This window comes from Maricaulis sp. ABE4_448 (assembly GCF_056160825.1).
The window spans coordinates 333,832-348,693 of record NZ_JBSWXX010000004.1 but is presented as its reverse complement, the minus strand read 5'-3'; the positions used below and the strand labels follow the sequence as shown (position 1 = coordinate 348,693).

Genomic DNA, 14,862 nt, shown 5'->3' with positions numbered 1-14,862 from the left:
GATCGCCTGTCCCTTCGGTCGCCATCCGCTTCGAACCGGCGTTCGGCGCCCGTCCCGGGGGCGCCGTATCGAAGCTTCGGATATCCGCTCCCCGATACACGCGGCGTACGTCAGTTTTACGACGTTTCGGGATTAATCGTCGAATGAATGCAGACGGGCGGACCCGAAGGCCCGCCCGTCCGAATGCGTATTACCAGCTACGGCTGACCGAGAAGGAGAACTCCGTCCCGATGTCGTACGAGTCGACGATCACGTCGACACCGCCACCCGACTGGTTGGCTTCATAGTTGTCGCCCAGGATGTTCCGGATCGAGAAACCGAAGTCCCAGTCGGCGTTCGCCACTTCAACCGTACGGCTGTAGACGAGGTCGAGCGAGCTCGGCACTTCTTCCATGATTTCCGGGCTGGCCGTGTTCAGGTTGGCCACGGCACGGGAACGTTCGCCGGTGTAGTTGTACAGCAGCGCACCGCGGGCCCGGCCGTCAAAGGTCTCGAAGCCGACCTGGACGTTGAACAGGTGTTCAGACTGACCCTGCAGGGCCCGGCCGTCTTCGATGAAGCCGGCAGCATCCAGAACGTTGGCACGCGGCTGGCCAAAGGCACCCTGTGCGATCGTCACCGTACCGTCAGCCGACACTTCCGACTGGATGTAGGTGTAGTTCGTCTTGATGAACCATTCGCGGTCATTGAAGAACGGACGATCCCAACGGTCCGACAGATCGAAGACCTTCTCGAACTCCAGCTCGGCACCGGTCAGCGTGGCTTCCGGAGCGTTGATGAAGGACGTGCCCAGCGTGTCACCCGTCGGGAGGATGAATTCCTCGATCGGGTTTTCCAGGATCTTGTGGAAGGCGCCCACGGTCACGAACTGATCACGACCGAAATAGTATTCCAGGCGCGCATCGTAGGACTCGATCTCGGTATTCACGAGATACGGGTTACCCTGGAAACGCTGGTCGGTGTCGGTGTTGAAGAACTCGGCGAAGGCCAGCTCGCGGAATTGCGGGCGGGCGATCGACTGAGAGTAACCGGTCCGCAGCTGCAGATTGTCGGCAAAGGTCCACGTCAGGGTCACCGCCGGGAGGATGTAGTCCTCCTCGATGCGGGTCTCCAGCAGACCGCTGTCGAGCGTATTTGCCGGGAACGGGAAGGTGTCGACCTTCTGGACGCCGTCTTCGAAACGGGCACCCACGGCGGCACGAACGAAGTCGTTCAGGGCCACATCGGCACCGGCGTAGTAGGCGCGGACATTCATCCGGCCCTCATAGGCCTCCGGGAAGGACAGACCGCCGGTCTCAACGAGGCGAAGACGCTCGTCGACGATATTCTGCTGCGACAGGATGTAGTCGATCCGGCTGTAGCGCAGATCCTGCGGCAGGCCGACACCGCCCTGTTCGAAGGAGAACGTCCGGGTGTAGGCTTCACGCTCGCGGCTGGTGAGCGACATGCCGCCCTTCAGCTCGATGTCGAAATCGCCGATCGTGACAGGCAGGGCGAGGTCGAAACCGGCGTCCTGCGTATTGTCCTCGATTTCCGAGAAGGTGGTGCGGTTGTCGGAGACGTTGCCGCCATACTGCAGACCCAACGGTGTGTACTCATACCGGTAGGAGCGCTGGTAAGGCGCATTCCGCGTCGCGGTGGCGTCGGACAGGCGCCAGTCCAGGGCGAGATCACCCAGGAAAGAGAAGACATGCTCACCAGACAGCTGGTTGAACAGGACTTCGCGTTCGAACCATTCCGTGCTGTCAGTACGGAACACGCCGGAGCTGCCCGCGCTGAACTCGGAAATGGTCCGCGCCTCTTTCGAGGTCGAACGCAGGGCCATCGTCAGGAAGTTGATCTCGTGATCATTGTACCAGTCGATGCCGACCGACAGCATGCCGGACACATCGATGATGTTTTCCGTGCCCATATAGTTGTTGCTGGCATCGGCCGGATCGGCGACCACATCGGTGAAGTCTTCATTGGGCGGGCCGTTGATGTAACGGGCCGAGTCACCGTCAACACCCGCGTAACCGCGGATACCTTCCCGCGTCACCCACTCATTCGAGTAGGAACCCGCAGCGGTGACGCCGAGCGAGAAACCGTCAAAGTCGAAACGCTCACCGGCGCTGATGTCGATGGAGCCATTGGCGTCCGTGTCGACCGTCTGCAGCACCCAGAGTTCCGAATTGACCAGCGCGCGGCCGATGGCCTGCTGCTGCGCGGCCGGCAGGTTGTTGCCGACGCGGGTGGTATTGAAGATCTCTGCCAGTTCGGCCGGAAGATCGCGCATGCCGTCGTCATAACCCAGCCAGTCCGTATCGGAACCGTCATAGGTCAGGCCGTTATTGCCCGTCGTCACCGTGTCGATGCTACCGCCCACACCGATGGTGAGGAAGCGGTCGTCCGGCAGGTTTGCCGTTTCGACACCGATCACGCCGCCGCCGAACTCGCCCGGGAATTCCGGGGAGAAGGTCTTCTGGACCAGAACGTTCGAGAGAACATTGGTCGGGAAGATGTCGAGCGGCGCCGCACGACGGAAGGGCTCCGGAGACGGCATCGGAGAGCCGTTCAGGAGCGTGTTGGAGTAGCGTTCGTTGAGGCCGCGGACGACGACAAACTTGCCGCCCGTGGTCGACAGGCCGGTGACGCGTACCAAGGCCGCAGCCAGGTCGCTATCGCCGGTGGTTTCAAGGTCGTCGATCGACAGGGCCGCTGACACTTCCGAGGTGACGCGGCGGTCATCCGGAATGTACTGGTAGCGGACCGTGATGACATCTTCGGCTTCGGAGGACGGAGCGTCCTGCGCAAAAGCGGCGACCGGAACCAGCGTGGTTGACGCCAGCAACGCAGCCGAGAGCGCATATCGTGTAGTTTGCATCTTCATCACCATGAGACTGCGATTAAACGATGCTGCAGGTCCCGGGTGCTCTCACACCCGGGACCTGCCGCGTCTGCGTTACTGCTGCGCCGGAACGAAGGTCCAGCCCTGGTACCAGGTGTCGCCAGCGTTCTCGACGGCACCGACATAGCCGGCCGGCTCGAACCAAGCGTCGAGGGCGTTGACGTCGGTCGAGGTCAGGCCCGTCTCGGCCGAACCCGGAACCACGCCCGTACCACCGCTGAAGAAGGCAAAGCCGGTCAGCGAGTTGGTGTATTCGGCGTTGTTCGGCTGCGCGAGGAACCAGTCCGACAGGTCGAGCGGGTCGCCCGAGCTCTCATCGAAATTGTTCACGCAGTCCAGCGCGACCGACTGGATTTCCAGCGAGTCAGTGGCGGCACCGATGCGGGCAAAGGTGGCGTCCTGGTCGACGTCGATGCAGTCATCACCGAAGTTCACGACGAGACCGTTGTAGAGCTGGCCGGCTGTACCTTCACGGATCAGCATGCCCTGGTCACTGTCGTTGGAACCGGAACCGTTGCGGTTACCGATCAGGGTGAAGTTCGCAATCATCGGGTTGGAACGCGGCGTCAGATTGTTCGCCGTGTCGTTGCCGCCGCGGTTGTCGAACTCGAAGCCCTGGTCGCCCGAGGCACCCTGGACGACGATGACGTACTGGGCGCGGCCGCGCCAGCCATCGGTGTAGTCCATGGAGTCGTCGTCATTGCCGGTCAGCACGAGGTGACGCAGGTCAACCGCACCGCCGAACATTTCCACGCCATCGTCCGAGTTGTTGTGGACCTGGACGTAGTCGACGAAGGTGCCGGAACCGACGCCCTGGAAGGCGATGCCGTTCAGCTCGTCCTCATTGTTCACCTTGAAGCCGGCGAAGCGGACTTGCGTGTAGGTGATGGAACCGGAGTTGTCGTCGGCCGTGGCGCCGCCGAACAGGCCCGAAGAGCCTTCGCCGGACTTTTCACAGTCGACCGTGCCGCCGGTGGCGGTGGCATCCGTACAGGCGTTGATCGGCGCGCGGCCATTGATGACCAGACCGCCCCACTGACCCTTGGTGTTCACACCGGCCGTACCGTCGATGTCGGTGCGGGCCGTGAAGATCACCGGAGCCGTGCGGGTACCGTTCGAGCGCAGCTCGGAACCGCGGGCCACGACGATGTAGTCGGAGCCGGCCGAACCGAAGACCGTGACGCCCGGATCGACCGTCAGCGTGGCTTCGATGCCGGACGGCAGCGGGCTGGCCGGATCGGGGCCGCGGTCGACGCCGACGAAGACCGGACCGATCAGCTCGTACATGTTGCCGCGCGTCAGGCGCAGGTCGGAGGTGATGTTGCCGGTGATCTGGCAGACGCGGGCACCGTCGATGGTCTCGGCGGATTCCGTCGTACCCGTCGGGCAGCCGGCATCTTCGAACAGGTTGTAGGTCCAGCCCGAGGCCCAGTTAGAAGCGGCGATCTCGTCATCGGCGAAGGCACCGATGTAGTCGACGTCTTCAAACCAGCTGTCGGCACCGTTCACGTCGAACGCCGTCACGGCCTGCTCGGCCGGGCCGGAGAACACGCCGTTCAGGGTGTTGGAGATCACGGCATTGTTCGGACGGGACAGGAACCAATCCGACAGGTCCACCGGATCGCCGGTGCTCTCGTCGAAATTGTTCACGCAGTCCAGCGCGACCGACTGGATGTCCAGCGGATCGGTCGCCGCACCGATGCGGGCGAAGGTGGCGTCCTGGTCGACGTCGATACAGTCGTCGCCGAAGTCGGCCACGATGCCGTTATAGAGACGGCCGGCCGTACCTTCACGGATCAGCATGCCCTGGTCACTGTCGTTCGAGCCAGTACCGTTGCGGTTACCGATCAGGGTGAAGTTCGAGATCATCGGGTTGGAACGCGGCTCGAGATTGTTCGCCGTGTCGTTGCCGCCGCGGTTGTCGAACTCGAAGCCCTGGTCACCGGACGGACCCTGGCGGACCAGCACGAACTGGGCGCGGCCGCGCCAGCCATCGGTATAGTCCATGGAGTCGTCGTCATTGCCGGTCAGCACCAGGTGACGCAGATCGACCGCACCGCCGAACATCTCGACACCGTCGTCCGAGTTGTTGTGGACCTGGACGTAGTCGACCTGGGTGCCGGAACCAACGCCCTGGAAGGCGATACCGTTCAGCTCGTCCTCATTGTTCACCTTGAAGCCGGCGAAGCGGACCTGGACGAAGTTCAGGATACCGGAGTCGTCGGCTGCATCGGCGCCGCCGAACAGGCCCGAAGAACCTTCGCCGGACTTTTCGCAATCGGCAGAACCGCCGACCGCCGTGGCGTCGGTACAGGCATTGATCGGTGCGCGGCCATTGATGACCAGGCCACCCCACAGGCCCTTGTCGTTCTCGCCGACCGAACCTTCAACGTCCTGACGCGAGGTGAAGATGATCGGGGAGTCCTGCGTGCCCTGTGCTTCGATGCGCGAGCCGCGAGCCACCACGATGTAATCGGAACCGGCCGCGCCGAACAGCGTGGCACCAGCACCGATGGACAGGGTGGCGCGAGCGCCGCCGCCGCCGGTGGCGCCGTCATCGGTACCCACAAAGGTCGGGCCCGTGATGATCACGCCGGCATTCGGGGCAATCGTCGTGTTGGACGTGATGTTGCCGGTGATTTCACAGGCATTGATGGTGACATCACCATTGGTGACGGAGGTTTCGCGGATCGAACCCGTACCGCAACCACCGGCCGGGATCAGATCGATCGTCTGACCGGCGGGCGGCGGGGTGCCGCCACCACCGCCCGGAGGCGTGCCCGGGTCTTCAGCACCCGGAGAGGAGATGGATGTATCCGCGCACGCTGCAAAGAACGCGCAGGACGTGGTCACAAGCAGGAGCTTGCGGAAATTGTGCTTCACCGACATGGAAGACCCCCAAGAGGAATGAATCTCGACCACGGTGGCGCCGGCGCATTCCGGCCCAGCCGCTTGGGCCGGGGATAAACATCAGCTTTGTAACGACTGAATGACAAAGAACGGGCTGACAGTCAGTGGATCGGGGAGGCCACGTCACCAAGGATGGGGATTCATCACACGGAGGACCACTAGATCCTGTCCATGCAGGGAGTTTCGCGCCCGTGGCAATTCGGCAACAACGGAAGAACCCGAAATTGAAATTTTTGCGACAATCCGCAACATGACACTTGTTTGACGGAACTCACGTCTTCGAAGGCCGGAATCAGACAAGCTGACTGTCGGCATTTATTGATTTCTATACGGATTGATTACCGGGGCGGTTGCACTTCCAGCGCCAAACCGCAACACTAAAGTCTCGTTCAGCAACCGAAGGGGCCCCGAAATGACCCCCGACATGACAAAGTGCGTCCGAGCGAAAATTCGTGCTTTACACAGCCCGTGTTTGACTTTATCCGCGCTTCTCCCGGCGGAGGCGACGATGCCGGATTGGGTTAACTGCCAACAGGGGGTCACGTGAATTGCACACGTACCATACTCCCCTGGACCTGGTCCGTTCACGGCACGTAGAAAGCCCGGTCGTCTGCGCACGTCCGGATCGCGTTGCACAAGCGAGCCACTGGTTCCAGGAAAACTTTCCGGGCGAAGTCCTCTACGCGGTGAAGGCGAATCCCAGCCCGTGGATTCTCGACGTGCTGTATGCCAACGGCACGCGCTTCTTCGACGTCGCTTCGATTCCGGAGATCCAGCTCGTCCGCGAACGGTGCCCCGAGGCCCGCATGGCCTTCCTGCACCCGGTGAAAAGCCGCGAGTCGATCCGGCGCGCCTATTATGAATTCGGCGTGCGCATCTTCGCCCTCGATTGTGAGGCGGAGATGGTCAAGATCCTCGAGGAGACGAACCACGCCGACGATCTCATCCTGATCGTGCGCCTGGCCGTGTCGAATGACGGTGCGATGTTCTCGCTCGCCGGCAAGTTCGGCGCGCCTGCCTATGAGGCGTCCGACCTGATCCGCAAGGCGCGCTCCCACGCGTGGGAGCTCGGTGTGAGCTTCCATGTCGGCAGCCAGTGCATGCAGCCCTCCGCCTATCGCTCGGCCATGCTGGAGGCCTCGCGCCTCATCGCCCAGGCCGGCGTGACCGTCGATATCGTCGATGTCGGCGGCGGCTTCCCCTCGATCTATCCGGGCATGACCCCGCCGCCGATGGACGAGTACATCTCGTCCATCGAGGACGCGTTCGAGGAGATGATGGTGCTGGAGAATGCCGACCTCTGGTGCGAGCCGGGCCGCGCCCTGGTCGCCGAGGCGGAAAGCGTTCTCACGCGGGTCGAGCTGGTCAAGGGCGACGCCCTCTATCTCAATGACGGCGCCTATGGCCGCCTGTTCGACGCGGCGCATGCTAAATGGCCCTTCCCGGTCCGCGTGCATCGCCGCAAGGGCAATGGCACCGCCGGCGACGCCGACGGCGAGACCGCATCCTTCCGCCTCTACGGCCCGACCTGCGATTCGATGGACGCCATTTCCGGCCCCTTCGACCTGCCGGCCGACATCGCCGAGGGTGACATTATCGAGATCGGCATGCTCGGCGCCTACGGCACCGCGCTGGCGACGAATTTCAACGGGTTCGGTGCCATCGAATACGTAACGGTTGAGGACATGCCCTGGCCGTCTATGTTCGAAGCTCAACCCGACAAGGCCGACGACAGCGAAGCGACGGTCATTTCCTTCGCCCGCGCCCGCCGGCGCCGCCCCAAACTCAGGAGACGCGCATGACCGATATGTCGAACCGGAAGGCAGAGCTGCTCGCCAACCCGATCCATCATATCGACATCACGGAATTCGACGGCCGCGAGCTGATCGACAGCTGGGAGAAGATGTCCTTCACCTCGCGCGATGCTGCGCGCGCCGCCCGCATCCTGCAGGCTGCCGTGGCCGATCCGGACTGTTCGGTGATCCTCACCCTGGCCGGCTCCACGTCCGCAGGCGGCTGCATGCATGTCTGGCGTGACATGGTGCGTCACAACATGGTCGACGCCATCGTCTCGACCGGCGCCTCCATCGTCGACATGGATTTCTTCGAGGCCCTGGGCTTCAAACACTACCAGGCCCGCGAGATCCCGGACGACCGCGAACTGCGCGATCTCTATATCGACCGCATCTACGACACCTATATCGACGAGGAAGAACTGCAGGCGTGCGATCACGTCACGCAGGAAATCGCCGACATGCTCGAGCCGGGGCCGCGCTCCTCGCGCTCCTACATCAAGGCGATGGGCAAATGGCTCGCCGACGGCAATGCCAAGAAGCAGGGCTCGCTCGTGCAGGAATGCCATGAGCAGGGCGTGCCGATCTTCTGCCCGGCCTTCTCCGACTGCTCCGCCGGCTTCGGCCTGGTGAAACACCAGGTGGAACGCATGAAGGCGAACAAGCCCTACCTGTCGATCGACAGCGTGGCCGACTTCCGCGAGCTGACCGATATCAAGATCAAGGCCGGCACGACCGGCCTGTTCATGGTCGGCGGCGGCGTGCCGAAGAATTTCGCCCAGGACACGGTCGTGTGCGCGGAAATCCTCGGCGAGGAAGTGCCCATGCACGCCTATGCCGTCCAGATCACCGTCGCCGATGTGCGCGACGGCGCCTGCTCCTCCTCCACCCTCAAGGAAGCCTGTTCCTGGGGCAAGGTGGACGTGGCCCTGGAACAGATGGTCTACGCCGAAGCGAGCACAGTGGCCCCGGTCATCGTCTCCGACGTCTACCACCGCAAGGCCTGGGAAAAGCGCCCGCGCCACCGCTATGGGGATATGTTCAAGGACTGAGGTTCAAGGACAGAGCTGGAATGAAAGAGCCCCGGTGCGCTGCGCCGGGGCTTTTTTGCTGTATTTATGCAAATGGGGATCAATTACTTGCCAGTTTCACCCATTCATCATTGCTCAAAAGAGTTGATCGATAAACCTTTAGCACACTTTCACCTTTTCCATTTTCGGCAATTTTGCTCGCATTTTTGATAGCCGTTTTCGTTACCTCCACAAGATCTGGGTGCAGTCGCGGACTGAGCACAACCTCCTTAACCGTCCCCGGAGGAAGAGTGAGCTGATAGCTGTCGATTTCCTCTTTCGATCTATATAGAAGCCTATGTTCCTCTTCACCTCGATAGGGGTACCGCTTCAGAAATGGCAACTGGCTCACTTCTGGTCGCTTTTTCCTCAAGATTTGCAAGGTTTCATACCTAACGGGGAGGAATTCGACTGAAGAATCAGAACTCACTGCCTCTTGGAGCTTTGATCGGTCCATGACCAATCGAACCCCGTCAGAGCCCGATGCAAAAACGCTCCAATGGTGGTTGGTTTCCGACGCGGACGTTAGGCAGAGCGCCAATACGCATTTTACTTCGGCACGCTCACTGTAAATTCGCATGTATTCTCTATCATTTCCATCTTCCCAACTTGCTGTAGGGAGAAGCGTTAGACTGTTGCTACTTAAGACATGTAGCGCAGATGCGAGACACGTATAGCGATGCACTGGCTTGTTTGAGACTTTGGCTTGTTGCGACATTCTCCCCCCCAGTTCACGTTGCAAACACCCGAAAAGCGGTGGCAAACCAGTTTCCGACACTACAAAAAACTTTGCGAGCTCCCCGCTCGCTTCCCCGCCTTGAACGTCTTGCAGGCAGTCCGCCTCAGTGTATTCGTCCGGTCAAGGGGCTTGCCCGCCATGCGGCGCCGGAGGCGCCCTTGACCGGACGAATACACTGAGGCCCTTTCCCGGCATGACATGCAAGGCTTGTTCTGTGGATGCCTCACACAAAGGCAACGGAAACTCCCTCTCTCCCCTCCCGTTTTCCCGGAAGCGCGGCAGCGCTGTCCGGGACCGACGGGAGACTCATCGCTGAAAGCGATCCGCGGTCGGTCCCGGCTCTGCGGCCCGCCTTCGCGGGCCATCCGGCCGGGACAAATTCGCGCTTATCCCTCTCCCCCGTCGCGGAGAGGGCTGGCCTGGCTGACAATCGGAAAAACTTGTCCCCACCCCCTCGCACCTCCCGCATAATCACCCCGTCTTCGCACCGCTCGAGGCCCGGACCGGTTATCCGGGGGTGCAAAGAGTACGGAGCTTGTCCGCGCCTGCCGGGTTGACCACGGCAGGCTCCGGCGAGGCCATCGGCAGGGACGACCGGCAAAAAGCTCGACCGGACCGTCCCCGCCGGTTTCGAGACGGGGCCCGCAAGGGACCCGGGTAAATCTCCGTGTGCGGGATGCCTCCGGCGCCACTCACACAAACACATAAACCCCCGGCTCCGGCCGGCATCCCGCACGCCCTCATACCGCCAGGCGAAACCGCCGTGACGCCAAAGGCGCACGCGCGCCGTTTCATCCAGCCGCAGACCTGAAGGACACCGACATGTCGAGAAAACGCCCCTCCTCCCACCGTCGCGCCCGCCGCAGCACGCCGCCGGAAGAGCGGCCGCCCGAAATCCTGATGAAGATCGTCGAGCGCATTACACCGGGCCGCGCGGCAGAGATATCCTTCGACAGTGCAAAAATGGCCTTGATGGACCAGGAGATGGGCCGGGCCGAACGCTGGCTCGGCCTGTCTCACCGTTTCGTCCTGCTCGGTCAGCGCTTCCACGCCCTCAACAAGGCAGACGATGACGCCCAGTATCTTGCGGAGCTCCGCGCATTTGGCGAGACCAATCTGGAAGAAGCGGCCCGCGAATGCGGGATCGATATCGATGCCGTCCTGCGGCGGGTAGAGGAAGAGGCCAATTCCGGCCCGGGCGGCGAAACGCCCGGCTGATCTGCCCCAGGCCGGCGCGCACAGCAAAACGCCGCCGCAGGTCAACCCGCGGCGGCGCTTATACTTTCCGGCGATCCGGCGAACCTAGCCGAGCCGGCCCATTTCCTTGAGCTTGGCGATCACCTGGTCGGCAGCCTCTTCGGCGGAGATCTGCGAGGTGTCGACCCGGATTTCCGGGGTCTCGGGCGCCTCATAGGGGCTGTCGAAACCGGTGAAATTCTTGATCTCGCCAGCCTGGGCCTTCTTGTAGAGCCCCTTCGGGTCGCGCTGCATGCAGACTTCCAGCGGGGTGTCGATGAAGACCTCGACGAACTCGTCGCCCTCCACCAGTTCGCGCACCATGCGGCGCTCGGACCGGAAGGGCGAGATGAAGGAACAGGTGACCAGAAGCCCGGCATCGACGAAGAGTTTCCCGACCTCGCCGATACGGCGGATATTCTCCACCCGGTCCTCGTCGGTGAAGCCCAGATCCCGGTTCAGCCCGTGACGCACATTATCGCCGTCGAGCGAATAGGTGTGGTGACCGGCCGCCGCCAGCTTGCGTTCGACGATATTGGCGACCGTCGACTTGCCGGCGCCGGACAGGCCGGTGAACCACAGGATGGCCGGCTTCTGGCCCTTGATCTGGGCCCGGTCGGACTTGGACACATCCATTGCGTGATGGTGGATGTTCGAGGCGCGGCGCAGGCCGAACTCGATCATCCCCGCACCCACCGTCTGGTTGGTGAAACGGTCGATCAGGATGAAGGCGCCCATATCCCGGATCTTGTGATACGGATCGAAAGCGATGGGACGGGCGGTCGACAGATTGCACTGGCCGATGCCGTTCATCTCCAGCTTGCGGCTGGGCTTCTTCTCATAGGTGTTGATGTCGACCCGGTATTTCAGCGACGAGACCGTCGCCGGCGTCGTCGCCGTGCCGATCTTCAGGAGGTAGGAGCGCCCGGGCAGGAGATCGTCACCGGACATCCACAGCACCTCGGCCGCGAACTGGTCGGTCACTTCCGGGCGAGCCTCGGCCGCCGCGATGACATCGCCGCGGGATATATCGATCTCGCGGTCGAGCACCAGCGTCACCGCCTCGCCGGCCACCGCCTTGTCCAGATCGCCATCGGCCGTGACGATGCGCTCGACCGTGGCCGTCAGGCCGGACTGGGCGACAGCAATGGCGTCGCCGGGCTGCACCATGCCGGAGACGACGGTGCCGGAATAGCCGCGGAAATTCAGATCGGGCCGGTTCACCCACTGCACCGGCATGCGGAAGGGCTCGTTCTGCACATCGCTGTCGATGTCCAGCGTCTCGAGATGCTCCAGCAGGGTCGGCCCCTGGTGCCAGGACATGCTCTCGGAGCGGCGGGTAACATTCTCGCCATAGCGCGCCGACATCGGGATCGGCGTGATGGTCTCGAAGCCCAGATCGTCGGCACTCTTGAGATAGTCGGCGACGATCTCGTGGAAGCGGCCGCGGGCATGGTCGACCAGGTCCATCTTGTTCACCGCCAGCACGATATGGCGGATGCCCATCATGCGGGCGATATAGGTGTGGCGCAGCGTCTGGACGAGCACGCCCTTGCGCGCATCGATCATCATCACGGCGACGTCGGCGGTCGAGGCGCCGGTCGCCATATTGCGCGTATACTGTTCGTGTCCGGGCGTGTCGGCCACGACAAATTTGCGCTTCTCCGTCGCAAAGAAACGGTAGGCGACATCGATGGTGATGCCCTGCTCGCGCTCGGCCTCGAGCCCGTCGAGCAGAAGGGCGAAATCGATCTCTTCACCGGCCGTGCCATGCTTGCGGCTGTCCTTTTCCAGAACGTTGATCTGGTCCTCGAACAACAGCTTGCTGTCATAGAGGAGACGGCCGATCAGGGTCGACTTGCCATCGTCCACGGAGCCGCAGGTCAAAAAGCGCAGCACACCACGCTGGCCGGACTGGGTGAGACGCGCGATCACGTCGGCGCGCGAAGTCTGGACGGTCATCAGAAATATCCCTCGCGCTTCTTCTTCTCCATCGAGCCGGCCTCGTCATGATCGATCAGACGGCCGGAGCGTTCCGAGGTGCGTGCGGTCAGCATCTCCAGCACGATTTCTTCGAGGGTCGTTGCGTTCGACAGGATCGCACCGGTCAGCGGGTAGCAGCCCAGCGTGCGGAAGCGGACCATTTTGAGCTCGGGCTTTTCGCCCGCCTTCAGCGGCAGGCGCTCGTCATCGACCATGATGGTCTGGCCGTCGCGCTCGACCACCGGACGCTCGGCCGCGTAGTAGAGCGGCACGATCGGGATGTCGTCTTCCATGATGTATTGCCAGATATCCAGCTCGGTCCAATTGGAGAGCGGGAAGACACGGATCGACTCACCCTGGCGGATCTTGGTGTTGTAGTTGTGCCAGAGCTCCGGGCGCTGGTTCTTCGGATCCCAGCCGTGATTGCCGTCGCGGAAGGAGAAGATACGCTCCTTGGCGCGGGATTTTTCCTCGTCGCGCCGCGCCCCGCCAAAGGCCGCATCATACTTGTGACGCGTCATCGCTGTCCGCAGCGCCTCGGTCTTGAGCAGCTGCGTATGCAATTGCGAGCCGCTGTCCCAGGGGTTCACGCCCCGATCCACGGCCTCCTGGTTGATCTCGACGCGCATCTCCAGTCCGAGCGCCTCGGCGAGCGCATCGCGATAGGTGATCATTTCGCGGAACTTGAACGTCGTATCCACGTGTTGCAGCGGAAAGGGCAGGCGCGAGGGATAGAAAGCCTTCAGCGCCAGATGCAGCATCACCGCGCTGTCCTTGCCGATCGAGTACAGCATGACGGGATTGGCAAACTCGGCCGCCACTTCCCGCATGATGTGGATCGATTCCGCTTCCAGCGCCTTGAGATGCGCCGACAGCGGACGCTCGCGCGTCTTCGCCGACTTGAAGCGGTCGGCATACGCCCGGACCGTGGCCGTGATATCGCTCATGTCACCCTCAACCTTCGCGGATGGCACGTCGATATTCCGGCCAGCCTCGTTTCAGGCCGATGTAAGACAGCTCAGCGCGGATTGCCACCCGCAGCAGGGGTTTTCGGCTGCACCGCGTATGGTATCAGCAATCACGCCCGGGCCGCGTCAGCCGCGAAAACCGGTCACCGCCGCCACGACCCGGTCAATATCGCCCTCGGGCATGTCCGGATGCATGGGCAGGGAGACGACACGTCCGGCCGCCGCCTCGGTCACCGGCAGACCGCCGGGCGCCACCGGATAGGACGCATACGGCACATGCAGATGCAGCGGGATCGGATAGTAGATCGCCGAGGGAACACCCTGTTCGGCCAGGTGCGCCCGGAAAGCGTCGCGGTCGTCGACCTCGATCGTGTACTGGGCCCAGGTCGACTGGGCACCATCGATGACTTTCGGCGTCTTCACCGCATTGCCGAGCCGGCTGTTATAGGCGTCCGCCACGCGCTGGCGCATCTGGATTTCCTCGGCGAAAACCTCCAGCTTGGCCAGCAGGATCGCCGCCTGGATCGTGTCGAGACGCGAGTTGAGACCGATGCGGGCGTATTCATAACGCGACGCACCTTCGCCGTGGACGCGCACCGATTTCATCGTGTCGAACAGGGCGTCATCCTTGCACAGCACCGCACCGGCATCGCCATAGGCGCCCAGCGGCTTGGCCGGATAGAAGGACACGGTCAGCGCGTCGGCCCAGTTCAGCGAGGCCTTGCCGCCCAGGGTCGAGCCATAAGCCTGGGCACAATCGGAAACCAGCTTCAGACCGTGCTCGCGGGCTATCGGCTCCAGGACCGGATAGTCGGCCGGCTGACCGAACAGGTCGACGGCGATCACCGCCTTCGGCGTCAGCTCACCCTTCGCCTTCACGTCCGCGATGGCGGCGGCGAGACTGTCGGGCGACATGTTATAGGTGTCCGGATCGATATCGACAAAGACTGGCGAGGCGCCGGCCAACACCACCACTTCCGCCGTAGCGGCGAAGGTGAAGGACGGCACGAAGACCGCGTCGCCGCGGCCGATTCCCCAGGCCATAAGCGGGATCAGGATGGCGTCGGTGCCGTTGGCGCAGCTCAGCGCGCGCCCCATGCCGGCGAACTCCGCCAGCTTCGTTTCCAGCTCGGTGACTTCCGGACCGAGAATGTAGCGCCCCTCATCAAGGACTTTCATCACCGCCGCATCGATGCGGTCCTTGATGCGCGCCCGCTGGGCCTGAAGGTCGATGAAGGGGATCATGTCGGTCATGAGGGAACACCTTTCGGCGCCG

General features: G+C 62.6%; 8 protein-coding genes. 3 read left to right on the top strand and 5 right to left on the bottom strand.

Translation table 11 applies throughout. From position 1 onward, the window contains the following. Positions 1 to 190: 190 nt before the first annotated feature. Together ACXAJV_RS13110 and ACXAJV_RS13105 are read right to left on the bottom strand one after the other, a co-directional pair. Positions 191 to 2,863 (bottom strand): TonB-dependent receptor domain-containing protein, encoded by a 2,673-nt coding sequence (locus tag ACXAJV_RS13110; protein ID WP_475085875.1) that lies wholly within the window; start codon positions 2,861 to 2,863, stop codon positions 191 to 193. 78 nt (positions 2,864 to 2,941) lie between these two features. Next, a complete protein-coding gene (locus tag ACXAJV_RS13105; RefSeq protein ID WP_475085874.1) occupies positions 2,942 to 5,776 on the bottom strand; it encodes a hypothetical protein in 2,835 nt (944 codons plus the stop codon). 569 nt (positions 5,777 to 6,345) lie between these two features. Here ACXAJV_RS13105 and ACXAJV_RS13100 point away from each other — a divergent pair. The 3 genes from ACXAJV_RS13100 (at position 6,346) to ACXAJV_RS13090 (ending at position 10,617) form a co-directional block, all read left to right on the top strand. Beyond that, positions 6,346 to 7,599 carry a type III PLP-dependent enzyme gene (locus ACXAJV_RS13100; RefSeq protein ID WP_475085873.1) on the top strand — a complete coding sequence of 418 codons (1,254 nt, stop codon included), beginning with the start codon at positions 6,346 to 6,348 and terminating at the stop codon, positions 7,597 to 7,599. Beyond that, on the top strand, positions 7,596 to 8,642 hold the full coding sequence (locus tag ACXAJV_RS13095; RefSeq protein WP_475085872.1) for a 1,9-bis(guanidino)-5-aza-nonane synthase: 1,047 nt from the start codon (positions 7,596 to 7,598) through the stop codon (positions 8,640 to 8,642). The genes ACXAJV_RS13100 and ACXAJV_RS13095 overlap by 4 nt, the downstream gene beginning before the upstream one ends. A 1,579-nt stretch (positions 8,643 to 10,221) precedes the next feature. Then, positions 10,222 to 10,617 (top strand): hypothetical protein, encoded by a 396-nt coding sequence (locus tag ACXAJV_RS13090; protein ID WP_475085871.1) that lies wholly within the window; start codon positions 10,222 to 10,224, stop codon positions 10,615 to 10,617. An 84-nt stretch (positions 10,618 to 10,701) separates the two neighbouring features. Here the strand turns inward: ACXAJV_RS13090 and cysN are convergent, their stop codons facing one another. From cysN to ACXAJV_RS13075, 3 genes are all read right to left on the bottom strand, one after another. Further along, positions 10,702 to 12,597 (bottom strand): sulfate adenylyltransferase subunit CysN, encoded by a 1,896-nt coding sequence (cysN, locus tag ACXAJV_RS13085; protein ID WP_475085870.1) that lies wholly within the window; start codon positions 12,595 to 12,597, stop codon positions 10,702 to 10,704. Then, the gene (gene cysD / locus ACXAJV_RS13080; RefSeq protein ID WP_475085869.1) at positions 12,597 to 13,565 is read right to left on the bottom strand and encodes a sulfate adenylyltransferase subunit CysD; all 969 of its coding nucleotides are present in this window, start codon (positions 13,563 to 13,565) and stop codon (positions 12,597 to 12,599) included. Before cysD ends, cysN begins: the two co-directional genes overlap by 1 nt. Positions 13,566 to 13,712: 147 nt before the next feature. Then, on the bottom strand, positions 13,713 to 14,840 hold the full coding sequence (locus ACXAJV_RS13075) for a DegT/DnrJ/EryC1/StrS family aminotransferase (RefSeq protein WP_475085868.1): 1,128 nt from the start codon (positions 14,838 to 14,840) through the stop codon (positions 13,713 to 13,715). Between the last annotated feature and the right edge of the window lie 22 nt (positions 14,841 to 14,862).